Source organism: Dactylosporangium sp. NPDC005572 (assembly GCF_040605515.1).
GTDB lineage: Bacteria > Actinomycetota > Actinomycetes > Mycobacteriales > Micromonosporaceae > Dactylosporangium.
This window is the reverse complement of the sequence record NZ_JBEXCY010000117.1, coordinates 1-26,080: the sequence shown is the minus strand read 5'-3', so window position 1 is coordinate 26,080 and position 26,080 is coordinate 1. Positions and strand designations below refer to the sequence as shown.

25 protein-coding genes are annotated in these 26,080 nt (G+C 72.4%); 4 read left to right on the top strand and 21 right to left on the bottom strand.

Annotated features, from left to right (window positions below):
- Positions 1-265: 265 nt before the first annotated feature.
- A complete protein-coding gene (locus ABZS66_RS39070) occupies positions 266-1,330 on the top strand; it encodes a polyprenyl synthetase family protein (protein ID WP_354766854.1) in 1,065 nt (354 codons plus the stop codon).
- Here ABZS66_RS39070 and ABZS66_RS39065 read toward each other — a convergent pair.
- From ABZS66_RS39065 to ABZS66_RS39055, 3 genes are read right to left on the bottom strand one after another with little or no spacing between them, the layout of a single operon-like run.
- Positions 1,290-1,610, bottom strand: a complete 321-nt coding sequence (locus tag ABZS66_RS39065; RefSeq protein WP_354766852.1) for a lycopene cyclase domain-containing protein — start codon at positions 1,608-1,610, stop codon at positions 1,290-1,292. The genes ABZS66_RS39070 and ABZS66_RS39065 overlap by 41 nt on opposite strands.
- The gene (locus ABZS66_RS39060) at positions 1,607-1,924 is read right to left on the bottom strand and encodes a lycopene cyclase domain-containing protein (RefSeq protein WP_238018311.1); all 318 of its coding nucleotides are present in this window, start codon (positions 1,922-1,924) and stop codon (positions 1,607-1,609) included. The genes ABZS66_RS39065 and ABZS66_RS39060 overlap by 4 nt, the downstream gene beginning before the upstream one ends.
- Positions 1,924-2,280 carry an Rv2175c family DNA-binding protein gene (locus ABZS66_RS39055; RefSeq protein ID WP_354766850.1) on the bottom strand — a complete coding sequence of 119 codons (357 nt, stop codon included), beginning with the start codon at positions 2,278-2,280 and terminating at the stop codon, positions 1,924-1,926. The genes ABZS66_RS39060 and ABZS66_RS39055 overlap by 1 nt, the downstream gene beginning before the upstream one ends.
- Before the next feature lie 230 nt (positions 2,281-2,510).
- Here ABZS66_RS39055 and ABZS66_RS39050 point away from each other — a divergent pair, with 230 nt between their 5' ends.
- Positions 2,511-4,469, top strand: coding sequence for a PASTA domain-containing protein (locus ABZS66_RS39050; RefSeq protein ID WP_354766848.1), 1,959 nt, complete (start codon positions 2,511-2,513; stop codon positions 4,467-4,469).
- Positions 4,469-5,362, top strand: a complete 894-nt coding sequence (locus tag ABZS66_RS39045; RefSeq protein WP_354766846.1) for a deoxyribonuclease IV — start codon at positions 4,469-4,471, stop codon at positions 5,360-5,362. The genes ABZS66_RS39050 and ABZS66_RS39045 overlap by 1 nt, the downstream gene beginning before the upstream one ends.
- On the opposite strand, the gene ABZS66_RS39040 is transcribed toward ABZS66_RS39045, so the two are convergent.
- From ABZS66_RS39040 to ABZS66_RS39025, 4 genes are all read right to left on the bottom strand, one after another.
- On the bottom strand, positions 5,326-6,357 hold the full coding sequence (locus ABZS66_RS39040) for a GntG family PLP-dependent aldolase (RefSeq protein WP_354766844.1): 1,032 nt from the start codon (positions 6,355-6,357) through the stop codon (positions 5,326-5,328). The genes ABZS66_RS39045 and ABZS66_RS39040 overlap by 37 nt on opposite strands.
- A complete protein-coding gene (locus ABZS66_RS39035; RefSeq protein WP_354766842.1) occupies positions 6,350-7,744 on the bottom strand; it encodes a class II 3-deoxy-7-phosphoheptulonate synthase in 1,395 nt (464 codons plus the stop codon). The genes ABZS66_RS39040 and ABZS66_RS39035 overlap by 8 nt, the downstream gene beginning before the upstream one ends.
- A gap of 363 nt (positions 7,745-8,107) precedes the next feature.
- Positions 8,108-9,487, bottom strand: a complete 1,380-nt coding sequence (gene lpdA / locus ABZS66_RS39030; protein WP_354766841.1) for a dihydrolipoyl dehydrogenase — start codon at positions 9,485-9,487, stop codon at positions 8,108-8,110.
- The gene (locus ABZS66_RS39025) at positions 9,484-10,455 is read right to left on the bottom strand and encodes a magnesium transporter CorA family protein (protein ID WP_354766839.1); all 972 of its coding nucleotides are present in this window, start codon (positions 10,453-10,455) and stop codon (positions 9,484-9,486) included. Before ABZS66_RS39025 ends, lpdA begins: the two co-directional genes overlap by 4 nt.
- Before the next feature lie 29 nt (positions 10,456-10,484).
- On the opposite strand from ABZS66_RS39025, the gene ABZS66_RS39020 reads away from it, so the two are divergent.
- Positions 10,485-11,264 (top strand): thioesterase family protein, encoded by a 780-nt coding sequence (locus ABZS66_RS39020; protein ID WP_354766837.1) that lies wholly within the window; start codon positions 10,485-10,487, stop codon positions 11,262-11,264.
- A 52-nt stretch (positions 11,265-11,316) separates the two neighbouring features.
- Here ABZS66_RS39020 and ABZS66_RS39015 read toward each other — a convergent pair whose 3' ends face one another.
- From ABZS66_RS39015 to proC, 14 genes are all read right to left on the bottom strand, one after another.
- Positions 11,317-11,613 carry a hypothetical protein gene (locus ABZS66_RS39015; protein ID WP_354766835.1) on the bottom strand — a complete coding sequence of 99 codons (297 nt, stop codon included), beginning with the start codon at positions 11,611-11,613 and terminating at the stop codon, positions 11,317-11,319.
- 85 nt (positions 11,614-11,698) lie between these two features.
- Positions 11,699-13,555 (bottom strand): endonuclease/exonuclease/phosphatase family protein, encoded by a 1,857-nt coding sequence (locus tag ABZS66_RS39010; protein ID WP_354766833.1) that lies wholly within the window; start codon positions 13,553-13,555, stop codon positions 11,699-11,701.
- A complete protein-coding gene (locus tag ABZS66_RS39005; protein ID WP_354766831.1) occupies positions 13,518-14,114 on the bottom strand; it encodes a winged helix-turn-helix domain-containing protein in 597 nt (198 codons plus the stop codon). The genes ABZS66_RS39010 and ABZS66_RS39005 overlap by 38 nt, the downstream gene beginning before the upstream one ends.
- A gap of 374 nt (positions 14,115-14,488) precedes the next feature.
- Positions 14,489-14,869, bottom strand: coding sequence for a hypothetical protein (locus ABZS66_RS39000; protein WP_354766829.1), 381 nt, complete (start codon positions 14,867-14,869; stop codon positions 14,489-14,491).
- A gap of 75 nt (positions 14,870-14,944) precedes the next feature.
- Entirely contained in the window at positions 14,945-16,234 is a 1,290-nt protein-coding gene (locus ABZS66_RS38995) for an AAA domain-containing protein (protein ID WP_354766827.1), read from the bottom strand.
- Complete coding sequence (locus ABZS66_RS38990; RefSeq protein ID WP_354766825.1) at positions 16,231-17,706, bottom strand: hypothetical protein; 1,476 nt, start codon at positions 17,704-17,706, stop codon at positions 16,231-16,233. Before ABZS66_RS38990 ends, ABZS66_RS38995 begins: the two co-directional genes overlap by 4 nt.
- Positions 17,707-17,782: 76 nt before the next feature.
- The gene (locus ABZS66_RS38985; RefSeq protein WP_354766823.1) at positions 17,783-18,910 is read right to left on the bottom strand and encodes a hypothetical protein; all 1,128 of its coding nucleotides are present in this window, start codon (positions 18,908-18,910) and stop codon (positions 17,783-17,785) included.
- Positions 18,911-18,938: 28 nt separating this feature from the next.
- On the bottom strand, positions 18,939-19,739 hold the full coding sequence (locus ABZS66_RS38980; protein WP_354766821.1) for a hypothetical protein: 801 nt from the start codon (positions 19,737-19,739) through the stop codon (positions 18,939-18,941).
- 66 nt (positions 19,740-19,805) lie between these two features.
- Positions 19,806-20,843: an acyltransferase gene (locus ABZS66_RS38975; RefSeq protein WP_354766819.1), complete on the bottom strand. Its 1,038-nt coding sequence runs from the start codon at positions 20,841-20,843 to the stop codon at positions 19,806-19,808.
- Between the two features lie 119 nt (positions 20,844-20,962).
- Positions 20,963-21,466: a thioredoxin domain-containing protein gene (locus ABZS66_RS38970; RefSeq protein WP_354766817.1), complete on the bottom strand. Its 504-nt coding sequence runs from the start codon at positions 21,464-21,466 to the stop codon at positions 20,963-20,965.
- A gap of 40 nt (positions 21,467-21,506) precedes the next feature.
- Positions 21,507-22,694: an elongation factor Tu gene (tuf, locus tag ABZS66_RS38965; protein ID WP_354766816.1), complete on the bottom strand. Its 1,188-nt coding sequence runs from the start codon at positions 22,692-22,694 to the stop codon at positions 21,507-21,509.
- A 313-nt stretch (positions 22,695-23,007) separates the two neighbouring features.
- Positions 23,008-24,081: an FHA domain-containing protein gene (locus ABZS66_RS38960; RefSeq protein ID WP_354766814.1), complete on the bottom strand. Its 1,074-nt coding sequence runs from the start codon at positions 24,079-24,081 to the stop codon at positions 23,008-23,010.
- Between the two features lie 252 nt (positions 24,082-24,333).
- On the bottom strand, positions 24,334-24,834 hold the full coding sequence (locus ABZS66_RS38955; RefSeq protein WP_354766812.1) for a DUF2199 domain-containing protein: 501 nt from the start codon (positions 24,832-24,834) through the stop codon (positions 24,334-24,336).
- 11 nt (positions 24,835-24,845) lie between these two features.
- A complete protein-coding gene (proC, locus tag ABZS66_RS38950) occupies positions 24,846-25,649 on the bottom strand; it encodes a pyrroline-5-carboxylate reductase (RefSeq protein ID WP_354766810.1) in 804 nt (267 codons plus the stop codon).
- Between the last annotated feature and the right edge of the window lie 431 nt (positions 25,650-26,080).

The window sequence follows — 26,080 nt, the reverse complement described above, 5'->3', positions numbered from 1 at the left end:
ACCCGACCGCCAACCACCGCCACTCGCCGGCCGAACCTAACCGCGTGCCAGCTGGCAAACACCCGACCGCCCGCGCGCCGTCACCGCCGCCCGGCGAGGCGGTTGTTCGGACCCCCCGCCTTGGCTCGCCAGGCCGACGGTGACCTAACACCACCGCCCGACGAATCGGAAATGTCGGATTCAGTCGAGCGGCGGGAGGGTGAGGTGAGCGGGGGCCGTACCGGCGAGTCGGCAATCGTCCACCGTTGCGGCTAGCGTCATCGCCGTGACGCACCCCTTTCTTGACCGGGCCGAGCTTCGGGCCCGGGTGCAGGGCGCCCTCCAGCGGTTCCTGGAGCGGCGGCGGGCCAAGCTGACCGAGATCGAGGCGGCCGCACTCGGGCCCGTCGCCGACGCCATCGACGCGCTCGTGCTCGGGGGTGGCAAGCGGCTGCGGCCCGCGTTCGCCTACTGGGGGTACCGGGGAGCCGGCGGCGCCGACGCCGACGAGGTCGTCGCGGCCGTGGCGGCGCTCGAGCTGGTGCAGGCCAGCGCGCTCATCCACGACGATGTCATGGACGGGTCGGAGACCCGGCGCGGGGAGCCGGCCGTGCACCGGCGGTTCGCCAAGCTCCACGCGGAGGCCGGGTGGCGCGGGGACGCCGCCGGGTTCGGGACGGCGGCCGCGATCCTGCTCGGGGACCTGTGCCTGGTGTGGTCCGACGAGATGCTCCACACGAGCGGGGTCGACCCGCTGGTCGTCGCGCGGGCGCGGCCCGTGTTCGACGAGATGCGCACCGAGGTGACCGTCGGGCAGTACCTCGACGTGCAGACCCAGGCGACCGCCGACACGTCGACCGAGCGGGCGAGCCTGGTGGCGCGGTTCAAGTCGGCGAAGTACACGATCGAGCAGCCGCTGCTCTTCGGTGCCGCGCTGGCCGGGGCGCCCGGACCGCTGGTCGCGGCGTACTCAAGCTTCGGGCTGCCGCTCGGCGAGGCCTTCCAGCTGCGCGACGACGTGCTCGGCGTGTTCGGCGACCCGCGCGTGACCGGCAAGCCGGCCGGCGACGACCTGCGCGAGGGCAAGCGGACCTACCTGGTGGCCGCCGCGCTGGAGCGGCCGGAGGGGCGGGTCCTCGGCGAGCGGCTCGGCGACCCCGCCCTCGACGCCGCCGGCGTGGCCGAGCTGCGCGAGGTGATCGTGCGGACCGGGGCGCTGGAGCGTACGGAACAGCGGATCGCCGCGCTCACGAGCACCGCGCTGGAGGCGCTCGCCGGCGCCGACGTCACCGACGAGGCGCGCGAGGTGCTCACCGGTCTCGCTCAGGCCGCGACCCAGCGCGCCGGGTAGGCAGCCACATCCAGACCGACAGCGACGCCAGGATCAGCGCGAAGCCGAACGCGAGATCCTCGACGGGGGCATTCACCAGGCGTACACCGAGGATCGCCGAAGGTGCGTAGAGCACCACGCCCCGGCCCGTGAGGATCCCGTTCGAGAGCAGCTGGAAGCCCAGGATGATCGGGTACGCGCACCAGAACACCCGCCCGAGGACCAGGCGGGTGCGCAGGACGAGGACGTCGAGCAGCACGGCCGCCACCGCACCGGCGGCGGCCGCCATCGTGTAGGTCACCGGCGCGACGACCAGCGCAGCAGCGTCTGCCGGGTCGCCTCGAAGCCGAGGATCGCGCACAGCGGTACCACGACGAAGAACAGGACCTCCTCCAGCGGCAGCCCGCCCGGGAACGTCACGCCCACGAGCTGGCGCGGGTCGAAGGTCCAGTGCCCGGCGCGGATCGCGAGCAGGTCCCAGACCACGAAGACGGCGGCGACCGGCGCGATGGTGAGCACGAGCCGCCGGACCTGGCGCAGGACGCCGACCTTGAGCAGCGGCTCCAGCCACAGCGCGCCGGCCAGGCAGCCGCCCAGGACCAGCAGGTAGGTCATCAGAAGCCCAGCGCCTGCGCGCGCCGCTTGACCTCGGTGGCCCGGTTGCCGCGCAGCGCCGCGGCCGGGGTGCCCGGCAGCGACGCGTCAGCCGTGTACAGCCACCGCAGCGCCTCGGCGTCGTTGTACCCGGCGTCGTACAAGAGCGTGAGCACGCCCGGCAGGTGCTTCACCACGGCCCCCTCGAGGATGAACTCCGCCGGGATGCGCAGCACGCCGCGCTCCCGGACCGCGATCAGCGCGTGGTCACGGACGAGCTGGTGGACCCGGTTCACCGGGATCCCGAGGCGTTCGGCGACGTCGGGGACGGTCAGCCACTCGGCCGGCCCTACAGGTAGTTCGGTCACCCCCAACACACTGCCACGTCCGGGGACGCGACATGAAGACAGGAAGGCAACGGTAGGCCGGGTCATCGCCAGCCCCAGCGAGGATCCGAGCCCATCACCGAGTGTGAGCGAATCGTCGGCGAACAGTAGCTTCTCAAAGTATCCTAAATATGGACGACACGGTGACGAAAGTGCCCCGTCGGGCCAATCCGGCGCTGGGCGCTGAGGATTCGGCCTCACCAGCCGTACACTCGCAGCCGATGGATACCACGGTCGCCGATCCACTGCTCGGTGCGCTTGTCGACGGGCGCTACCGCGTTCGCTCGCGTGTCGCCAAGGGCGGCATGGCGACGGTCTACACGGCGCTCGACGAGCGCCTGGAGCGCACGGTCGCACTGAAGATCATCCATCCCGCGCACTCGCGGGACCCGCAGTTCGTCGATCGCTTCACGGACGAGGCGAAGACGATCGCGCGCCTGACCCACCCCAACGTGGTCGCCGTCTACGACCAGGGCACCCACCAGGGCCTGCCCTACCTCGTGATGGAGTACGTGCGCGGCCGCACGCTGCGCGAGGTGCTCGCCGAGCGCCGCCGCCTGCAGCCGCAGGAGGCCCTGGCGATCATGGAGCAGATGCTCGCCGCGATCGCCGCCGCGCACCGGGCCGGGCTCGTGCACCGCGACGTCAAGCCGGAGAACGTGCTGGTCGCGGAGGCGCCGGGCGACGCCCACAACCTCATCGACGGCGTGGTCAAGGTCGCCGACTTCGGGCTGGCGCGGGCCGTCGAGGCGAGCGCCGACGAGACCGGCTCGCACCTCATGGCCACCGTCGCCTACGTGGCGCCCGAGCTGGTCACCGACGGGCACGCCGACCCGCGCACCGACGTCTACTCGGCCGGCATCGTGCTGTTCGAGATGCTCACCGGGCGGGTGCCCTACGAGGCCGACCGCCCCGTCGAGGTGGCGTGGCAGCACGTCGACCGCGACGTGCCGTTCCCCTCGCGGTACGTGCCGGGGCTTCCGAACGCCGTCGACGACCTCGTCACCCGGGCCACCCGGCGCGACCCCGGGGCCCGGCCGACCGACGCCGGCGCGCTGCTCACCGAGGTCCAGGCCTGCCGCGACGGCATCGGCGTCGAGATCGCCACCCGGGCGCGGCCCCTTGCCCAGCCGACCGTGGTCGTCCCCCGGGTCGAGTCGGTCCCGCAGACGTACCAGACGCAGCAGCGGCCCGCGTGGGCCCGCCTCCCCGGGGGCGTACCGGCCCAGCCGCCCGCCCGGCGCCGCCGCGCGCCCGAGCCCAGCGGCCCGGGCGGCAAGCTCAACGAGCTCATGGCGCAGATCAACGCCAACCCGCGGACCCGCCTCACGGTGATCGCGGCGATGCTGACGGTCGGCCTGCTCGTGGCCATCGGCGGATACTGGCTCGGCGTCGGGCGCTACACGGACGCGCCCGACCTCACGCAGTACAAGCGCGACCAGATCGTCGAGATGGCCCGGGCCAACGGCTTCAAGGTCCAGTTCACCGAGCCGAAGTTCGACGCATCGGTACCGAAGGACAAGGTGCTCGTCCAGGACCCCGGCCCCGGCGGGCGCATCCTCGACGGCGGCACCATCATGATCACGCTCTCGCTGGGCCCCGAGGTCTACAAGGTGCCGGACATCGCCGGCAAGGAGTACGACCTCGCGCTGGTCGACCTGCAGGCCATGAAGCTCACCGCCACACGCGCGGAGAAGTTCGACGACGCCGTGCCGCCCGGCTACGTGGTCGACACCGAGCCGAAGATCGGCACGCAGGTCAACCCCGGCTCGGCCGTCACCGTCTACGTCAGCAAGGGCCCCAACCCGATCAAGGTGCCGCTGCTCATCGGCAAGCAGCTCGACCAGGCCAAGCAGGATCTGTCGAAGGTCAAGATCCAGCTCGGCCGGGTCGAGGAGGTCGAGAGCGACAAGCCCAAGAACGAGGTCACCGCGCAGAGCATCGGCGACGGCAACAGCGTCACCGACGGCATGGTCATGGACCTGCAGATCTCGAAGGGCCCGGCGCTCGTCACCGTCCCGAAGGTCACCGACCTGCAGTTGCAGGACGCCCGCCAGCAACTCGAGGCCATGGGCTTCAAGGTCGATGCGCAGGGCTTCGGCACGGTCCGCCAGCAGGACCCGGCGCCGGGCACGCCGGTGCAGCCAGGCTCCACGATCCGCCTGTTCGCCTTCTTCTGATGCCCGTGGAGACGAGGGTCGGCGGGCACGCGCCCGCCGCCGGCGGCCTGGCCAGGGCCGCGCTCCGCTACATCGACCGGACCGGCGCCACGGCCGTGCAGGTGTACGTCAGCAACCCGCGCGGCTGGGCCCTCGCGGCCGGCGACCCGAAGCAGGACGAGGCGTTCCTCAAGGGCTGCGCCGAGCAGGGCGTGACCGCGTACGTCCACGCGGCCCTGCTGGTCAACCTGGGCTCCCCCACCGAGGCCACGGTCGCCAACTCGCTCGCGACGCTGGAGCACGCCCTGCGCCGCGGCAAGGAGATCGGCGCCCGCGGCGTGGTCTTCCACGCGGGCTCGGCCGTCGACGCCGCGCACACCGCCACGGCATTCGCGACGGTCCGGGCCGGGCTGACGCCCCTGCTGGACCGCGCCGAGCGCGAGGGCTGGCCCCCGCTGCTGGTCGAGCCGAGCGCGGGCGGCGGCCGCTCCCTGGCCTCGCGCGTGGAGCACCTGGCGGACTACCTGGCGGCCGTGGACCACCACCCGCACCTGGGCGTCTGCTTCGACACCTGCCACGCGTGGGCGGCCGGCCACGACCTGGCCGGCCCGGGCGGGATGACGCAGACGCTGGACGCCCTGGTGGCGGCGGCCGGCGAGCACCGACTCCGGCTGATCCACGCCAACGACTCGAAGGACGCGTGCGGCTCGCTCCGCGACCGCCACGAGTCCCTGGGCAAGGGCACGATCGGCGCCCCCGCCTTCGCCGAGCTGCTGGCCCACCCCGCGACCAGCGGCGTGCCGGTCGTGGTGGAGACCCCGAGCGGGGCCGACGCCGCGGAGCACGCGGCGGACATCGCCCTGCTCCGCGCCGCCGCTCAGGACAGCAGCGCGGGCAGCACCGCCTCCGCGTGAGCGATGCCCTCGGCGGTCTGGTCGAGGTGGGTCACCAGGCGGACCAGGCGCGGGCCCAGCACCGAGGTCAGGATGCCCCGCTCCCGGGCCGCCGCGGCGAACGCCGGGCCGTCCAGCGCGGCCTTCGTCAGGTCCAGCGGCACGATGTTGGTGCGGATCCGGTCCGGGTCCACGACGCCGGCCGGGGCGAGGGCCTCGGCCAGGCGGCGGGCCCGGGCGTGGTCGTCGGCCAGGCGGTCGATGTTGTGGCGCAGCGCGTACAGGCCGGCGGCGGCCAGGATGCCCGCCTGCCGCATGCCGCCGCCGAGTCGCTTGCGCAGCTTGCGGGCCGCGGCGATCCGCTCCGCGGAGCCGACCACGAGCGAGCCGACCGGCGCGCCGAGGCCCTTCGAGAGGCACACCGACAGCGTGTCGAAGAGCGCGCCGTACGTGGCCAGGGGCACCCCGTCGGCCACGTGCGCGTGCCAGATGCGCGCGCCGTCGCAGTGCAGGTGGACGCCGTAGCGGTCGGCGACCGAGCGCAGGTCCTGCAGCGCGGAGAGCGGGATGACCCCGCCGCCGCCGCGGTTGTGGGTCTGCTCGACGGCGATCGCGCGGGTCGGGACGGCGACGAAGCCCTCCGGGCGGACCATCGACTCGACCACGGCCACGTCCACGTCCGCGCCGACGGCCGGCCAGGTGCGGGTCGACAGGCCGCTCAGGGCGGCCGCCGCGCCGATCTCGTCGCTGACGATGTGCGCGGCGGCGTCGCAGAGCAGCTCGTCGCCGCGCGGGACGGCGAGCTGCAGCGCGATCTGGTTGGCCATCGTGCCGCTCGGGGCGAACAGCGCCGCCTCGTGGCCGAACAGCGCCGCGACCTCGGCCTGCAGCTCGTGGATCGTCGGGTCCTCGTCGAAGACGTCGTCGCCGACCGCCGCCGACGCCATCGCCTCGCGCATCGCGGGCGACGGCCTGGTGAGCGTGTCGGAGCGGAAGTCCACGACCGCGTCAGCCACGCAGCATCTCCGCCACGAGGAAGGCGAGCTCCAGCGACTGCTGGGTGTTGAGGCGCGGGTCGCAGGCCGTCTCGTAGCGGCCCGGGAGGTCCTCGTCGACGATCGCCTGGGCGCCGCCGAGGCACTCGGTGACGTCCTCGCCGGTCAGCTCGACGTGCAGGCCGCCCGGGTGGGTCTGCAACTCGCGGTGCACCTCGAAGTAGCCGAGCACCTCGTCGACGATCCGGTCGAAGTGGCGGGTCTTGTACCCGTTCGACGACTCGTGGGTGTTGCCGTGCATCGGGTCGCACTGCCACACGACCCGGCAGCCGGCCGCGGTGACCTTCTCGACGATCGGCGGCAGCGCGTCGCGGACCTTGGTGCTGCCCATGCGCGAGACGAACGTGAGCCGGCCGGGCACGTTGTTCGGGTTGAGCTTCTCGAACAGCTCGATGGCCTGCTCCGGCGTCGTGGTCGGGCCGAGCTTGACCCCGATCGGGTTGGAGATGCGCGACATGAAGTCGACGTGCGCGCCGTCGATCTGCCGGGTCCGCTCGCCGATCCACAGGAAGTGTCCGGACAGCCCGTAGGGCTTGCCGCCGGCGATGCGCGCGAGCGGCCGCTCGTACTCCAGGGCGAGGGCCTCGTGGGAGCAGTACAGCGTGACCGTGCGCAGCGCCTCGTCGTCGTTGACCCCGCAGGCCTGCATGAACCGCAGCGCGCGGTCGATCTCCCGGGCGATGGCCTCGTACCGCTGGCCGGCCGGCGAGCTGACCACGAAGCCCTTGTTCCAGTCGTGGACCGCGTGCAGGTCCCCCATGCCGCCGCCGAGATACGCCCGCAGCATGTTCATCGCGCTGGACGAGTTGGCATAGGCCCGCACCATCCGCTGCGGGTCGGCCACCCGGGCCTGCGGGTCCTGGTCGAGCGAGTTGATCATGTCGCCGCGGTACGCCGGGAGCCCCAGCGAGTCCAGCGGCGCGGAGCGGGGCTTGGTGAACTGGCCCGCGACCCGGCCGATCTTGATGACGGGCAGCGAGGCACCGTACGTGAGCACCACGGCCATCTGCAGCAGCGTCCGCGCGTTGGCGAGCACGTGCGCCTCGGTGTTGTCGGCGAACGTCTCGGCGCAGTCGCCGCCCTGCAGCATGAACGCCTTGCCGTCGGCCACCAGGGCGAGCCGCTCGCGGAGCTGGTCGACCTCGTAGGGCGCGACGATCGGCGGCACCGAGGACAGCAGCGAGCCGACCTCGTCGACCGCCTCCTGGTCCGGCCACGGCGGCACCTGCGCGCGGGGCATGGCGCGCCACCGGTCGAGCCCGAACTCGTCGTCGTCCTGGTTGCCCGGGACGGCGACGCGGGAGATCTCCGGACCGGGGTAAGTGAAGTGATGCCACTCCTGCCGCATGCCCCAAAGCGTAGCGACCGCGCGGCCGGGGGTGACTGTCGCCATCCCGCCCTTCTCACGCCCCGAGACCACCCGCCCAATCCCAGCCCCGCCCGCCCGGTCCGAGCGCCCACCTCCCGCGATCTTGGACTTGTGGTCCCGGAAATGTCGGAAATCTCGGGCATAAATCCGAGACCACAACTCCAAGATCACCGCGGCCCGCCGCGCCACGGCGTAGGGCGAGACGGCCTGGTGCGCGACGGCCTCGTGTGACGGCCTTGTGTGACGCGAGGCGGCCCGACAGGGCGCGGACCCGGGACAAGGCCGCCTGGGCCCGGAGCGAGGCCGACCGGCCCGGGGCTGGCCGGCGCGAGGTCGGCGGGGTTACATGTTGATCATGTGGCCGCTGAGGCCGTGGACTGCCTCCTTGACCGCTTCGCCCAGTGTCGGGTGGGCGTGGACGTTGCGGGCCACCTCGTGGACCGTCAGGTCCCACTGCTGGGCCAGGGTCAGCTCCGGCAGCAGCTCGGTGACCTCGGGCCCGATCAGGTGGCCGCCGAGCAGCTCGCCGTACTTCTGGTCGCTGATCAGCTTGACGAAACCGGTCGTGTCGCCCAGGCCGTGGGCCTTGCCGTTGGCCGTGAACGGGAACTTGGCGACCTTGACGTCGTAGCCCTTCTCGCGCGCCTGCGCCTCCGTGTACCCGAAGCTGGCGATCTGCGGCTGGCAGTACGTCGCCCGCGGGATCATCACATAGTCAAGCTCCATCGTCTCGGCCCCGGCGATGGTCTCGGCCGCGATGATGCCCATCGACTCGGCCGCGTGCGCGAGCATCAGCTTCGCCGTCACGTCGCCGATCGCGTAGATGTGCGGCACGTTGGTGCGCAGCCGGCCGTCGACCCCGATCGCGCCCCGGTCGGTGAGCGCCACGCCGGTCTTCTCCAGCCCGTAGCCCTCCACGCGCGGCTGGAAGCCGATCGCCTGGAGGAGCTTGTCCGCCTCCAGCACCTGCTGCTTTCCGCCGGACGAGACCGTGACCTGCACGCCCGAGCCGTTCTCGGCGACCGACTCGACGCGGGTCGCGGTCAGGACGGTGATGCCGAGGCGCTTGTACCGCTTGGCGAGCTCGGCCGACACCTCCTCGTCCTCCAGCGGCACCATCCGGTCGAGGAACTCGACGACGGTGACCTTCACGCCGTAGTTGTGCAGCACGTACGCGAACTCGACGCCGATCGCGCCGGCGCCCGCGATGATGATCGAGGACGGCAGGTCCTCGGTCATGATCTGCTCCTCGTACGTCACCACCCGGTCGGACAGCGTGGTGCCGGGGAGCAGGCGGGTGGTCGCCCCGGTGGCGATGATGCAGTTGGCGAACGTGATGGTCTCGTCGCCGACCCGCAGCGTGTGGTCGTCCAGGAACGTGCCGCGCGTGCTGTACTGCTTGATCTCGTTCTTCTTCATCAGGTAGTGGACGCCCTTGACCCGGCCGTCGGCCACCTTGCGGCTGCGCTGGAACGCGGCACCGTAGTCGAACGTGACGTCACCCTGGATGCCGAACGTCTTGGCCTCGGCGGTGAAGATGTGCGCCAGCTCCGCGTTGCGCAGCAGCGCCTTCGACGGGATGCAGCCGACGTTGAGGCAGACCCCGCCCCAGTACTTCTCCTCGACGATGGCGGTGCGCAGGCCGAGCTGGGCGGCGCGTACGGCGGCGGTGTAGCCGCCGGGACCCGCGCCGAGGACGACGACGTCGAAGTGTTCAGTCATAGCCAATCCTTGCGTCGGAAGAGGACGTACAGCCCAACGGACAAGATCACGATCAACACCGCCGATGTGACGAACCCCGCGTGCTTCTCGTACCCCGGGAAAGGCAGATTCTGCCCGTAGTAACCCGTAACAGCCGTGGGCACCGCAATGATGGCGGCCCAGCTGGTGACCTTCTTCATGATGTTGTTCATCCGGTTGCCCTGCACCGCCAGGTTGGACTCCAGGATGGTCGCGACGAAGTCGCGCAGCGACTCGGTGAACTCCGTCACGCGCAGCACGTGGTCGTAGAGGTCGTGGAAGTACGGCATCATCTCGTCGTCGACGACACCCTCGCGGGCCCGCATGAGGCCGTTGACCAGCTCGCGCATCGGCAGGGCCACCTTGCGCATCCGGCCCAGGCTCTTGCGGAGCCGGAAGCTGCGCTGCTGCACCTGCCGGATGGCCTGCGGCGTCTCCTCGAACAGCCGGTCCTCGAGCGCCTCCAGGGCCTCGTCGAGCGCCTGCACCGCGTCGTACTGCCCGTCGACGATGACGTCGAGCAGCCCGTGCACCAGCCAGGGGACGCCGTTGCCGGCCAGCTCGGCCGTCTCGTCCCAGCGCCGCACCACGACGTCCATGTCGAAGTCGGCGGCGTGCACGGTGATGAGCGCCTGCTTCGTCAGGAACGCCGAGACCTCGTGGACGCCCAGCCCGCCCGACTCGCCGTCGAAGTCGATCGCGTACGCGTTGCAGTACAGGTGCTGGGCGTAGTGCATGAGCTTGGGCCGCTCGTGCGGCGACGACGCGTCCTCGATCGCGAGCTGGTGCAGCCCGAACTCCTCCTGGACCCGGTCGTAGTCGGCCTGTTTCGGGTCGGTGAGGTCCAGCCAGACCACCGTGTCGGCGTCGCGGAGATGCTCCGATATATCGTCGAGCGGGAAGTCCTCCGCTTCCAGCTCACCGTTGCGGTAGAGCCGCGTGCGCGCCATACCGCCCATCAAACCAGAAGGAGGCCGGTGTGGCGGGATTCGCCGAGGCCACGACGATTCGCGACGGCGAGGTCGACCTGGATCCACAGTGGACCGTGAGCGGGCGCCCGCACGGTGGCTATCTGCTGGCCGTCCTGGCCCGCGCCGCCGTCTCCGGGCAGCACCCCGACCCGCTCTCGGCCAGCGCGGTCTACCTGTCCCCGCCCGACGTCGGCCCGGCCGCGGTGAGCGTCGAGCGGCTGCGTGAGGGCCGCACCGCCAGCCAGGTGCGGGCCCGCCTCATCCAGAAGGACCGCACCTGCGTGGAGGCACTGTTCACCATCGGCCACCTCACGGACGGTCAGCGCGAGCAGCGCTGGGTGGAGGGCCCGCCGCCGGAGGTCCGGCCGATGCAGGGGTTGTACCGCACGCCGGTGCAGCCTCCGGGCTCCGAGGTGACCGTCAACATGCTCGACATCGTCGACCAGCGGATCGACTGGGAGGGCGTCGGCGAGCACCCGGGCGACCTGCGGGGCTGGCTGGGCCTGCCGGACGGCGAGCACTGGGACCCGATCTCGCTGCTCTATGCCGCCGACGCGTTCCCGCCGGCGACGTTCTCCCTGGGCACGACGGGCTGGGTGCCGACGCTGGAGCTCACGGCGTACGTGCGGGGCGTGCCCGCCCCGGGCCCGCTGCGCGTCCGGCAGCGCGCCCGGATGCTCTCCGACAGCCTGGTCGACCAGGTCTGCGAGATCTGGGACGCCGCCGACCGGGTGGTCGTGCAGGCCACGCAGCTCGCGGCGTACCGGATGCCGCAGAACACGGCCTGAACATGAAGGTGCCCCCGCGCGGCAGCACGGGGGCACCCGTTTCGAGAGGAGGTTACCGCTTGACTCGTTGCCTCACGCTCTTGCTGGTCCTCCGCCACGCGTTGACGGCTCGCTGACGCGCCGTCGGGTGGGCCCGACGACGGCGTACGACCGTCACGACCGCCACCACGACGGTGGCGAGGCCGGCGGCGGCGGTGGCCAGCGTGACGGGCCGGCGCCGCGCCGTGGCCTTGGTCTGCTCGGCCAGCTCGGCCGACTTCTCCTTGGCGTCGGCGGCCCAGTCACCGGCTGCGTCGCGCAGCTCGGTACGGGTGTCGGTCAGACTGCCGTTCGCATGCGTCACGCTCATCGCTGCCCCTTTCTCTCTACGGTGGTGAATGCCCAATCCCGGCGTTCCCGAACCGCGTGGCGCGCGACACATTTCGCGGACGGCGTCAGGTGAGCGTCGCCGCGATCAGCGCGTGGTCCGACGTCACCGCCGTGCCCACGGCCACGGCGGACGCCGTCAGGCCGTTGACCAGCATGTGGTCGATCTCCTTGACCGGGGCGTCGGCCGGGAACGTGCGGACCGGGCGGTACGGGGCGAAGCCGTCGGCCCAGCCCGCGTCCGCGAACGCGCGCAGGGACGGGCCGCCCGGCTCGATGTTCAGGTCGCCGGCGATCACGGCCGGGTTCCCCCCGGCGAAGCGGGTGGCGAACGCCGCGATCTCGCCCACCTGGACCAGGGGCTCGGCGTCGGGCGGGGGCTGGATGTGGGTCGACACCACGGCGATCCTGCGGTCGCCGAACTCGACCAGGACGCCGAGGGCCTGGGCGCCCGTGGGAGCGCCCACGCGGGAGAGGCGGACCGACTCCGAGCGGACCACGGGGAGGTTGGTGAGGACGGCGTCGCCCCAGTACTGGTCGGCGGCCGGGGCGAAGCGGTAGCGCAGGCCGAGGCGGCGGGACAGGGCCTGGAGGTCGTCGTGGCCGCCGTTGAGCAGCCAGGCGCGGTCCACCTCCGAGAGGACCACGACGTCGGGGTGCTGCTCGGCGATCGCCTCGGCCGCGGCGTCCGGGCGGAAGGTGCCGTCGAGGCCGAAGCCCATCCGGATGTTGTACGCCACCAGCCGCAGGCCGCGCGCCTGATCGGCCGGAGACGCCGGGGACACCGCCGGGCGCAACGAGACGCCGACGAGGGGCACCAGCAGGCAGGCGGCGCCGGCGACCAGGTAGGAGCGGAACGGGGGCGCCTCGGGTGACGGCGCCGGGGACGGGCTGCGGACCAGCGCCCAGGCCGGCACCAGGGCGACCGCGACCGGGACCCAGAAGTTGGGGTAGCCGATGTCGAAGGCCGCGTAGTACCCGATCGCGCCCACCGCGAAGATCAGCATGCCGGTCAGCGCCGGATAGCCCGACGGGTGCGGCTCGGGGCGCCGGCCGGCGGCCACCGCCAGGCCCAGCACCAGGCCCATGATGATCGGCGGGCCGACGTTGACGCCCAGCGAGCCGGTCGACGGTTCGGGCCACGCCGCGAGCAGCACCGTGACCAGGAGCACTGCGGCCGCGACCCAGCGCTGGTAGCCCTTCAAGGCGCGCGGCGGGCCGAGCGACGGGATCAGGAAGGCGAGCACGGCGGCGCCGAACACCAACTGCGGGACGACCGGCACCGGCTGGCCGACGACCCGGTCGTGCAGGCCGCCCAGGCCCTGGGCGACGACCGGCGGTGACAGGACGAACATGCCGGTGAGCAGCATCGCCGGGCCGGCGAGGAGCCAGCCGCCGCCGTGGGAGGGGTCGGGCGCGGGCTTCCAGGAGTACCGGAGAAATATCGACGCCTCGATGAGCACCAGCGGGGCGGCCCACCACCACGCCCGCCACGACAGGTCGACCGTGTCCAGCGCGGCGTGCTGGAGCGCCGCCGCGGCGAGGCCGAGCGGCACGCCCGGGACCGCCGGGCCGCCCCGCGCGGCCGTGGCCGCGAGCCAGACGAGGCCGCAGAACAGGCCGGCGGAGGCGACGTACAGCTGGGGCTGCCCGCCGTGCACGAAGACCAGCGCGAGCCGGGCCACCGCGAGCCCGGCGGCGGCCACGAACGCCAGCCGGCGGGCGAACCGGACGAGCGCGAACGGCGCGGCGAACCACGCGAACGCGAACGCGCCCATCAGCTCGGCCGGGGTCGATGCCGCCTGGCCGAAGATCGTGATGATCGACGGCAGCCAGACCCGCAACAGGTCGACCAGCAGCAGGGTGCCCGCGGCGAGCGCGAGGGTGTCAGTCCTCGCGAACGACGACCTGGACGGCGGCGTCATCGTCGAGACGATAGCCGACGCCGCGCACTGTGGCGATGATCCGTGCGGCGTCGCCGAGCTTGACCCGCAGGCGCCGCACGTGGACGTCGACGGTGCGCTCGGTGCCGACCATGTCGTAGCCCCACACCTGGCGCAGCAGTTGGGCGCGGCTGAACACGCGGCGCGGGTGCTCGCAGAGGAAGAGGAAGAGGTCGTACTCGCGGCGGGTCAGCGGGACCGGCGCGCCGTCCTGCAGGACCAGCCGGGAGCCGGTGCACAGGTACAGCGAGGGGGCGTCGGGCGTCGAGCGCCCGATCCGCTTGACCTTGGTGTCGTCGGTCGCGCCGGAAGCCGCCGGCTCGACCAGCCGCAGGTTGCGGGCCGGCGGTGCGGCCGCGGCGCGCTGCAGCGGGGCGCTGCGCTGGATCTGCTGGGTGGCCTGGGTGGCCGCCAGCGCTTCAAGGTCGTTGAGCAGCCGCGACGCCTCCGGTGGGAGCTCGTCGCCGGTGAGGGTGATGTGGACGGTGATGGTGACCACGGACTGGGCGGCCTCGGGCGCGCCGACAACCGATACAGGCATTTCGCTTTCCTCTCGATGACCTTTGGAATGCACGCCGATTCAGCGGATCGTCACTCGACAAAGGCCGTCGAAATGGTGCTCTCGGCGGGATACCCACATGGGGTCTAGCAGCACCTCAGGGCACATGGCACCGACCTTACCAGCATCGTCACTCGACGCGACAGACGTGTAACGTGCCGCACATAATAGATCGGCACCAATTCGTCTGACGTTTTCGCGGGCTATTCACCGGCAATTCACGAGACCGGTACCCATCCAGCTTTGCCCGGTCGTCGAAGCGGGTCAACAAGCTCCCACATTGTGGGACGCCGCTCGTTGACACTTTCTTGACACCCGTGCCTACATGCGCATACGTAGACGGCAAATCCTACTCACTAGGTAGATTCACGTCGTCCACCATATGGGATCATGGTCCGCAGGCGACCCGGACTGAGAATACTCGCCCCGAGTTCCTCGACCCGACGCCGGAGCCCCCGGTCCGATGTCACGACGGTGACCGGACGATGAACGACATTGTCGCCGACCAGCGCAACAATGTGGTCGTCGCCGGATTGGGGCGCCGCTTCCACGGCCACCCCGGGCACCGCGGCGACGCCGCGGGCGGCACCCTCCACGACCAGCGTGACGTCCCCCGGAAGCGTCGACGCCGCGAGGGCGTCGCGCAGCCGCCCGGCCGCGCCGGCCCGGTCCCGCCACCAGCCGTCGGGGACCGACCCGACCACGTTCGCGCCGTCGACGATGATGAGTGGTCGCATGTGGTGAGTGTTCCCGCGCGAGCCCTCAGCATGCGCCCCGGCGCGCCGATGACTCGTCCCGGTCGCGGTCCGGCGCTAGCGCCGCCTGGCCAGGTGGGCGAGGACGGCCTGGTTGGCCTCCCAGCCGTCCGGGAAGCGGACCGGCACGTTGAGGTGCACCGGCTCGGCCGACGGATGGTTGTCCAGGAGCTCGGCGATCCCGGCCCGGGCGACCACGATGCAGGCGTGGCGGTGCCGGGACGCGAGGACGCACAGGCGCCCCGCCTCCAGGTGGAACGCGCCCGCGTCGCGCCGGCCGGACAGCGGGTGCAGCACGACCGTGACGTCGTACTCGCGGCCCTGCAGCCGGTTCGCCGTGTCGACCGTGACGTCCGCGCCGACCGTGTCGGCGAGCGCCTGCCGGATGGCGGCGACCTGGTCTCGGTGGGCGGCGCCGACGGCGACCCGATCGGCGGTCACGGGGCGGCCGTCGGGGGCGTGCTCCGAGTACGCCACCGGGCCCCGCTGCAGCAGCCGGGCGACCAGCCCGGCGATGGCGGCGACGGCCTCCCGGTCGGTGCGCACGGTGTGCCGGGCCGGCAGTTCGTGCAGGGCCCAGCCGGTCCGCCGCGCGGTCTCCAGGGTGGCGTCGAGGCCCTGGTCGCCGCCGATGGCCCGGGTGGAGAACTCCAGCCGGCGGTCCTGCTCGGCGGTACCGGCGCGGAACGGGGTGAACGGGTAGAACGCCGCCGACACCAGGTCCGCGGCCGACGGTGGCAGCCGCCAGGACACCGGCAGGCGATGGACGGGCAGGTCGGGATTGTGCCGCAGCAGTACCGCGACAGCGCTCTGCATCGGGTCCCACGACAGCCCGGCCCACCGCTCGCCGCCCACGACGGAGAACGGGTCGAGCTGCCCGGGGTCGCCGACGAACAGCCCGCGCGAGAACCGGCCGGCGACCCGCAGCAGCATGTCGGAGCGCATCTGGTACGCCTCGTCGACGATCGCGCGCTCCCACGTGCCGTCGGTGACGGTCGCCCACTTGGCGGCGGTGCCGATGACGACCGCGCTGTGCTGCACGTCGGAGACCGCCCCGCTGATCTTGACCGAGCCGTGCTTCACGACCCGCTGGGCCGGCACGTACGTCGACGCCGAAAGCCGGCCGATGTCGAGCTGCGGCGCGGCCGCGGCCAGCCGGTCGATGAGGTCGTCGACCTGCTCGTTGGTCTGCGCGACGACCATCAGCCGCTCGCCGGACTCGGCCATCGTGCGGGCGGCGCGGACGACGAGCGTCGACTTGCCCGCGCCCGGCGGCGAGTCCACGACCACGCCCCGCCCGGCGGCGGACCCGAAGTCGTGCAGGATCTCGTCGATGACGTTGGTCACGACCAGTCCTCCTGGGCGTCGAGGTCGGAGGGCTGGACCTCCGGCGGCGGGCCGCCGTGCGTCCAGGGCGTGTCCTCGCGGCTCGGGAACTTCCCCGGCGGCTGGTAGGCGTCGGTCACCGGGCCGTAGGTGACCCGCTCCCCCACCTCCGGCACCGACCCCGGCGCCGGGTTCTTCACCGACCGGCCCATGCCCTTGCTGAGCTCCAGCACCACGTCGACCGACGACACCGAGACGACCACCGCCTGCTGGGCCAGCCGGGCCGGGGAGACCAGCTGGGCGCCCGGCTCCAGGCGCACCGGGTCATCGGTCTGCACGGTGATGTGCGGGCGCAGCGCCGCCTTCTTGCCGGACGTGTCGACCCGGTTGGGCGAGGCGGCGACGACGGTGCCGGTGAACGCCTCGCCGGAGAGCCGGAACTCCGCCATCACCAGCGGGTCGTCGAGGGCGCGCTGGGCGTCGTACCGCGCCTGCTCCCGCTCCAGCCGGTCGAGCCGGCCGGCGGCGGCGACCGCGCTGTCCCGCCGCGGCTGGGGCAGGGCCGTGCCTTCGGCGAGCGACATGTGGTACATCGTGAAGACATCACGGTCGACGCCCCAGCGCGCCTCGACCGACGCGCCCGCCGGCCGCCGGCGCAGCAGGCCGACCGCCCGCCACATGAGGTCCCAGGTCGGCCGCAGCTGGTCGGCCAGCGCGGCCTCCAGCGCGGCGACCGCCCGGTCGCGGGCGTGGTCGTCGCCGGCCCGCGCCGCCGTGGCGAGCGCCGGGGCAAGGATCTCGTTGTCGAACGTCGGGTCGGTGCTCGGCCCGGCCGGCGGCGAGCGCAGCGGGTCCTCGGCCAGGGCGGCGGCCGACGGGCCGTCGAGGCCGGCGGGCGGGTCGATCCAGGCGAGCAGCGCGGCGAGGTTGGCGTCCTCCAGGCCGCTCTGGCCGGTGGCCCAGTGCGCGCCGAGCACCTCGGTCATCGCCAGCAGCATCGCCGAGCCGGGGTGGTCGGCCCGCTCGCGCAGGAACGTCAGCCACTGGCCGAGGATGGGCACGGTGCGGTGCACGGGGTACGGGCCGAACGGGCGGCGGAACCGCGTGGAGCGGCCGAGCAGCCGCACGAACTCGACGCCTCCGCGGTTGGGCACGAGCACCTGGGGCGCGTCGGCGTAGCGCACCCTCGTCGTCTGCCCGGGGTCGACGCTGCGCGCGCAGCTGTCCACATAGGACAGGATCACCCGGGCCAGCTGGGCGACGAACTCGAACCGCTGCGTGCGGTCGCGCGGGTTCGGCACGACCAGCAGCCGGGGCGCGGCCGGGTCGGTGCCGGCCATCGCGGCCAGCGGCGCGGCGGCCTCGCCGGCCAGGGTGAGCGGCACGAGCACGAACGGCCGGTCGGCGACGTGCGTGTGCCGCACGGTGGTGAGCGGCTGGGCCCGCCCGGACTCCGCCGCCTCCGCCCGGGCCAGCGCAGTGAGGATGCTCATGTCGCCGCTCCGCTTCGCTCCGCGACGCCATGAGGCACAAGGATGCGCTGCAACATGGTGAGCGCGCTTCGCTTGCTCACGCGGTCCCTTCGAGGCACTCGGTGCGCAGACGGTGCGCGAACCGGAGCAGGCCGGCGATCTCCTCCTGGCCGGCGCCGGGCGTGAGCGTCCCCCGCGCCAGCCCGAGCACGGTGCCGATGCTCTCCACCCCGCCGAGGTCGTCGCGGACGGTGCGGCCCATCGCCGCCGTCGAGCCGGCCGACTCGTCCCGGCAGAAGAAGGCCATCTCGCAGGTGCCGAGGCAGTCCGGGCTGTACCGCGCGTCGATCGTGCTGACCGCCTTGCGCAGCTCGTCGGCCGGGCGGGTCGGCAGGTGGTCGGTGTCGTAGGCGAGGTCGAACGACAGGCCGGACGGCAGCGCGTCGATGATCTCGTCGAGCCGGGTGAGCCGGGACAGCTGCCGCTGCAGTACCGACAACTGCTTCCGCACGTCGACGAGGGTGGCGGTGGGCCGGTTGGCGAAGTTCTCCGGACAGACCAGCACCACGTCGTGCGACACCGTCTCCGGCGGGTGGCCGAGCTCCCCGAGCAGCTCGCGCATCGCCATCACGTAGACCGCCGACTGGCGGGCCGCCGCGGCGGCCTTGCCGGCGTCGGCCTGCCCGTCGATGACGGCGAACGACTTGATCTCGACGACGTGGAACCGGCCGCCGACCCGGAACGCGATGAGGTCGGGCTCGAGGTAGGCGTAGTAGCCGGCGATGTCGAGGCGCAGCATCGGATGGTCGAACAGCGTGCCGGCGTCGTCGCGCTCCCCCGCGGCCCGGGCCAGCAGGCTCTTCGTCCGCGCGTAGCGCACCTCGCGGCTGGCGTTGCCGCCGACGTTGGACAGGTCGTCGTAGGCCACCTCGGGGATCGCCAGGCCGAGCCGCTCGCGCAGCAGCTGCAGCAGCTCGGCGGCGCCGTCGGCCTTGACCTGCGCCTCGAACGCGTTGCCGCGGGCGATCGCGAACCGGGACTGGCCGAAGCCGGCCGGGAACCCGAGGTGCCCGGCCACCGCGCCCTTGTTGACGCCGGCGGCGTCCATCAGCCCCCGGCGGCCGCAGCCCGGGTTGCTGGTGAGGGCCGCGATCGTCCGCGCATTGTGGTTGCGCGGCGCCACGGTGCCGCGGATGCGGTCCAGCCGGTCGACCAGTGCGTCCATGGGCGTCTCATTTCGGGGAAGGCGTGCATCAGTTCGCGGTCCTGCTGCGCAGTTTGTGCAACCGGGCGCCGAAGAGCGCCTCGGCGCCGTCGAGCCGGTCGCGCGCCCGGCCGGCCGCCGCGGCGCGGTCCGCGGCGTCGGCGTCGAGGTGCACGTCCAGCTCGGCCTGGGCCTGGTCGGCCACGGTGCCGGGGTCCACCTCGCCGGTCGCCCCCGGGATGCTCGCCGCGAAGCGCCACAGCAGGCGGCGGGCGTCGTGGGCGTCGGGCGGCAGCTGGGCCACCCGCTGGGCGATGCGGATCGCGCCGGTGAGGAAGTCGACGCGGGCGCTGAGCGGCCCGACCACCCGGACCTCCAGCGGCCAGGTGGAGATGGCCAGCAGCCCGCGAGCCGGGGAGAGGAGGTCGGCGGTCAGGGCCGGGCACAGGTAGTACGGCCGGCCGAACGGGGCGACCTTGAAGGAGCGCTCCTCGTCGCGGCGCAGGCTGGTGAGCCGGGCCGCGACGAGCTCGCCGGGGAAGAACGCGTCGTGGACCGCGATGATCAGCTTCGGCGCGGCCGGGACGCCGAGCAGGGTGAGCGCGTGGTGCACCTGCTCGCGGATGGACAGCATGGGTGGCGCCTTGCGGTCCGGCGCCGGCACCGGCGTGGAGCGGTCCTCCAGGTCGGCGAGGGCGTCGTCCCAGGCGTGCTCCGCGCGGCGCAGCTCCGCCCGCAGGGCACGGGCGTGTGTCCGGTCGCCGGCCGTGGCGGCCCGCCGCAGCTCGCCGCGCAGCCGGTCGATCCGCCGTTCGAGGGCCTCTATCGCGGCCGAATTCGATTCGGACACGAACGGCACGGTAGCTGGTTCCAGCAATCTCCAGCAAAGACCAGTGTCGGCGTGTCGCCTTGCTTTCTAGGCCGCGACCGGTGCGGGCCGTTCCTCCAGCACGCGCGAGCGGCTGCGCGCGGGCGCCGGGATGATCTGCGGCCTGCGCCTGGCGGCCAGGTCCTCGACCCAGCCGATGGTCAGCACCACCGCCGCGACCAGCAGGAACACCGAGCTCAGCTGGATGAACCCGCCCCACGCGCCGAGCAGCGACACGCCGAGCACGAGCGCCACGTCCCGCACGGTGATGATGGCGGCCTCGTGCCACAGGTAGATGGTCAGCGCGCGGCGGTTGACCGCCTCGGTGACGGGCTCGGCCGCGCCGAGCGACATCATCCTGGGCGCGGCGTTGAGCAGCACCAGCAGGAACGCGGTCGACCACAGCATGTCGGCGACCGGCTGGTCGTTGAGGTCGAAGCCGCGGGGGCCGGGGTGGCTGTAGAGGATGGCGAGCCCGATGCCGCCCACGACGGCGCACGCCGGCCAGAGCACCTTCTTGGAGATCTTCTGCAGGGTGCCGTCGTGGTGGGCGAAGCCGAGCATCCAGGCGGGCGCGTACATGAAGAAGTCCCGCACGATGCCGCCGCTGCCGTGGCCGGTCTCCCACATCACGACCAGCACCGTGAACGGCACCAGCAGCGACGGGATCGGCCACTTGCGGAACACCCACAGCAGCACGGGCGAGAGCAGGATGAACCAGAGGTACGAGCGGATGTACCAGATCTGGCCGAACATCGGCGCGCCCCACTCGTTGGCGGGCGGGTCGTCGAACGGCAGGAACCACAGCAGGATGCGCCAGGAGCGCTCCAGGCCCCCCACGAGCGACATGGTCACCACGGCGAACGCGCCCAGAACCATGAACGGCGGCAGGATGCGGCGCATCCGCCGGCCGAGTGAGCGAATGCCGGACCGGTCGAGCGAGGCGGCCATGAGCGACCCGCCGAGCGCGAACATGAGGCCCATCGCCGGGAACGCGACGGTCAGCCACGCGAATCCGAGGGTGTGGTACGTGACCACCCGGATGATCGCGACGGCTCGCAGGAGGTCTACGTACCGGTTCCGCATCCCCTACAGGTTGCCCTGCCTGTCTTAGGAGCAACCTTCGTTCAGCTCAAAATTGGCTGTGTTTCTTCTCAAAGATCCTAGAGACGTGGACCCGTTCCCATTTGGGCAATCGGAAGGGTTCACCCGTTTCTCACCTTGCCGAGGGTTGCCGCGAGTGTATCGGCGTCCTGCCGCAGCCCGTTGAGGAAGAACGCCGGCGTCCCGTCCACCCCGCTGGCCCGGCCGCTGGCCAGGTCGCGGTCGATCCGCTGGTAGTGCACCCGGTTGCCGCCGGTGTCCGGCAGGCCGAACTGCTGCGCGTACCGCTGGAGGTCGTCGTCCTCCAGGCGGTCCTGGTGGGCCAGCAGCAACGCGTGCATGCTCCAGAACGCTCCCGCGTCGGCGGCCGCCTCGGCCAGCAGCGCCGCCGGCATCGCCCGCGGGTGGGCGTCGACCAGCGGGAAGTGCCGATAGGCGAACCGCAACCGGTCACCGAGCTGGAGCTGCAACCGCTCGACGACCTCGAACACGCGGCCCGTGGCCTCATCGGCGTAGTCGCCGTACTCCACCAGGACGATCGGCGCGCCGCCCACCCCCTGCACGTGGTCGTCACCGTTGGGGGGCCGGCTCAGGGTGTTCGACATGGGCGTCATCCTGCCCAGTGCGGGCAGGATGACGCCTTCGTCAGTCGAGCAGTTCGGTCACCGTGCCGGCGCCGACCGTGTGGCTGCCCTCACGGATCGCGAAGCCGAGCCCGACGTCCATCGCGATCGGCTTGCCGAGCTCGACGACGAGGTCGACGGTGTCACCCGGCATCACCATCGTCGTCCCACCCAGGTCGACCGACCCCGTCACGTCCGTCGTGCGGAAGAAGAACTGCGGCCGGTAGTTCGCGAAGAACGGTGTGTGCCGGCCGCCCTCCTTCGTGGTCAGCGCGTAGACCTGGGCCCGGAAGCGCCGGTGCGGCGCGACCGTGCCGGGCAGGGCGACCACCTGGCCGCGCTGCACCTCGCCGCGGCGGACGCCGCGCAGCAGCAGCGCCGCGTTGTCGCCCGCCTCGGCCCGGCCGAGCTGCTTGCCGAACATCTCCAGGCCGGTCACCACGGTCGGCTGGGTGGGGCCCAGCCCGACGACCTCGACCGGCGTGTTGAGCACGAGCGTGCCGCGCTCGACGGCGCCGGTGACGACGGTGCCCCGGCCGGTGATGGTGAGCACGTTCTCGATCGGCATCAGGAACGGCTCGGCCAGCACCCGCTCCGGCAGCGGCACGTACGTGTCCACGGCGTCGAGCAGGTCGGCGATCCGCGCCGTCCAGGCCGGGTCGCCCTCCAGCGCCCGCAGCGCCGACACCCGGACGACGGGAACGTCGTCACCCGGGAAGCCGTACTCGCTGAGCAGCTCCCGGATCTCGAGCTCCACGAGGTCGAGCAGCTCGCCGTCGTCGACGGCGTCGGCCTTGTTCATCGCCACGACGAGGTGCGGCACGCCGATCCGCCGCGCGAGCAGCACGTGCTCGCGCGTCTGGGGCATGACGCCGTCGACCGCGCTGACCACCAGGATCGCGCCGTCGACCTGGGCCGCGCCCGTGATCATGTTCTTCACGTAGTCGGCGTGGCCGGGCATGTCGACGTGCGCGTAGTGGCGCGTGGCCGTCTCGTACTCGACGTGGGCGATGTTGATGGTGATGCCGCGCAGCTGCTCCTCGGGCGCCCGGTCGATCCCCTCGAACGAGGTGTACTGGTTGACCGACGGGTAGCGCTCGGCGAGCACCTTGGTGATGGCGGCGGTCAGGGTCGTCTTGCCGTGGTCGACGTGACCCATCGTGCCGATGTTGAGATGCGGTTTGGTCCGCGTGTACGCCTGCTTGGCCATCTGACACTCCACAGTGGATTTGTGGTCTGGTGTGCAGAACCCTGGGCCGAGCCTTCTCCTGTTTGGGCAGGGCGTCCGGCTCGGCCGGCTCACCCTCCTCCGTCGGTTCCGCAGGACAGCTGCGGGAGGAGGGTCAGCTTCGGAGGCCGGCCTCTAGCGCCGCGGCTGACGCTGAAGACGCCCACGCGACCGCCGAGCCGGCCGGCAGGCCGAGCTCCAGAAAGGCGGTCGTCACGATCACGACGCGAACGGTAGCCCGCCGTTCGCATCGGCGGCAACGGATTTACGTCACATCACTTTATGTCGATTTATGTCACTTCGGGGGAAGGCGGATCGCCATGGTCGGGGCGTCGGCCATGACCGAGTTGGGCGCGCCGCCCTTGGCGACGTCGGCCGGCGGGCGGTCGGCGCGGCCGACCGTGACCTCGGGGTACAGCTCGACCTCGTCCCACTCCCCCATCGCCTTGGGCTCGTGACGGCTGAGCTCGATCTCCCGCGGCGCCATCATGGGGGCCGTGCGGGCCAGCACCGCGGCGCCGTTGGTGCTGACGTCGGTGACCAGGACCATGCCGTCGCGCAGCTCCAGGCGGACGTGGTTGCGGCTGACCCGGCGGGCACCCTCGTCGTCGAGCCACTTGCCGATCGTCACGCCCTCCTCGGGCGCGCGGCCGACGATGACCGGGCGGGCCGCGGTGACCGCGAACCGGGTGCGCACCGTGCCGTCGATCCGCACCACCATCGGTACCGCCGGCGGGCGGACACCGGCGTCGATGAGTCGCTCGCCGTGCCGCGGGCAGATCGGCGCCCCGCTGGGCAGGGCCGGCGGTGCCTGGCCGGTGCCGGGGGCCGGCGGGCGGCCGAACATCGGGCAGTCGCCGGACGGGCACCGCCAGTACCGGCCGAGCACCGGGTGCGGGCGGGGCGTCGACCCCGTCGTGGGTGCGAGCGCCAGCTCCATGCTGGTCGTGCCGGTCGTGATGTACACGGGTCCGGGGTGCCCCTGCAGCGGTGCCCGGCTGACCACCGGCAGTCCGGTGAGCGCGGCGACCTCCCGCACGCGGGCACCCGGCCGGGCGCCGGGCGGCAGCATCTCGATGAGGCCGTCGTCGGACCAGCGGCGCAGGACCATCCGCTCGTTGGAGGTGAAGTCGGTGTCGGACATCGCGCCGCGCTCGGCGACCGCGTAGAGACCGACGCCGCCGTCCCCGAGCTGGCGGCTCAGCGCGTCGACGAAGAGCCCGAGGCGGAGCAGGGCGGCCGGCCGGCCGCCGTCGAGGTCGACGCTGCGGGCCGCTTCGACCAGGTCGATGACGCCGCCCGCGACCAGCGGGTCGACGCTGAGTCGCCGCTCGATGGCGTCGAGTGCACGGCTGGTTTCGAATCGCACCCCGCTATCATGCATCAGCCGTTCGTCGAGGTCGGGCCGCGGCTCCGGACACGCCAGGCGTACACCTTCACAAAGCCGCCGCCGGCCACCTCTGCGGCCGACGGCGGGCCTTGCGCCGCGCTCCCGGCGGCACCCTTGGGGGGAGAGGGTGGGGGAAGGGGCCGGGCGCGGTATCCATGTCGTGACTGGTAGTGATGACGGTAGATCACTCGCGGACTACACAACAGCGGTGAATGTCTGAATGAACGCGGCTCAGCCGCCACAGACCTTCGCCACCTCGACGAGGCGGTGCGGCGCGATGCCGTCGCGCTGCTCGACGGCGAGCGGGTGGTCGGTCGGCTCCAGCTCGACGAACGGGCGGCGGCCCGGCTCCCGAGTATGCACCCGGGTCTTCAGCTGCAGCGTGTCGGGGTACCCCGGGATGTTGTTCGACAGCCAGCCGAAGTACGGCTGCTCGCCGGTGCGCTCCGGGTCGTCCCAGAGCTCGACGGCCCGCGCGAAGTTGGCCGGGCTCAGGCTGACCCAGACGTTGTAGGTGAGATGGTCGGAGAACCCGTCGACCGGGATCTCGATCAAGCCGCGGATGAAGAAGTGCCGCTCCTCGAGCTCCGGAGCGTCGATGCAACAGAGCTCCTCCTCCAGGAACGACTCGTTCCCGGCCTCCGGAGCGCCCCAGTAGTCGGGCGCGGAGAACGCCCACACGCTCGGCACGTCGCCGAGGTCGGTGCCGCAACACGCACAGACGAATGCCACGGCCCCGGATACTAGCCCTGTTGGGCGATCTCCCTCGCACGGTCACGGGCCGCTTCGAGCGCGGCCAGGAACGCGGCCCGGACGCCGTGGTTCTCCAGCTCGCGGATCGCGTTGATCGTCGTGCCGGCCGGCGAGGTCACCGCCTCGCGCAGCTTCACCGGGTGCTCGCCCGACTCGCGCAGCATGACCGCGGAGCCGATCGCCGACTGCACGATGAGGTCGTGGGCGACCTGGCGGGGCAGGCCGAGCAGGATGCCGGCGTCGGTCATCGCCTCGACGAGGAAGTAGAAGTAGGCCGGCCCGGACCCGGACAGCGCGGTGACCGCGTCCTGCTGCGACTCGGGGACGCGGATCGTGCGGCCGAGCGGGCGGAACATCTCCTCGGTCTGCGCGAGGTGCTCGGCGGTGGCGTGCGAACCGGCCGAGATCGCCGTCATGGCCTCGTCGACGAGCGCGGGCGTGTTGGTCATGACCCGCACGACCGGGGTGCCGTGCGGCAGGTGCTTGGCGAAGAACGTGGTCGGCAGGCCCGCGCAGAGGGAGACGACGAGCTTGCCCTCCGGTACCTTGGGCCCGATCTCGGCGAGCAGCGCGCCCGCGTCCTGCGGCTTGACCGCGACGGTGAGCACGTCGGCCTCGGTGAGCGCGGTCTCGTTGTCGACGACCCGGATCCCGTACCGCTCAGCCAGCTCACGGGCGCGCTCCGGCCGCCGCGCGGTGGCGATCAGCCGGTCCGCGGCCCAGCCGGCCCGCAGGAGTCCGGACAGGAGCACCTCGCCGAGCTTGCCGGCCCCGAGCACCGCGATGACGTGCACGTCCGTCTCCCCTCCGATGTCACCGCCCACAACCCTCTCACGCCCACCTCACCCACCGCCGTGGCGCCCCTCCTCTCCGCACTTCACCCCGCAGCGCCCTACTCGACCGCGAACCCTGCTGCGGCGCCCCGCCCTGCACCCCCGCAGCGCCCCGCTCGATCGCTGACCGCAGCAACCACGGCTCCGCGTGCTCCGCTCTCTCGCCCACCACTCCGCGGCCCGCCTGTCTCGCGCGATCTTGGAGGTGTGGTCCCAAATATGTCCGAAATATCGATATAAAGCTGGGACCGCAACTCCAAGATCGCGGAGCTGAGCGGCGCGGCACGGCCGGCGGCCTGGCGGTGCCGGTAGCGCAGCGGCGGGGCCGAAGCGGGCACTCGTCGACGATCAGCCGCTCATCCGGAGTGCGTTGCGGGTGCTCATCGCCGACG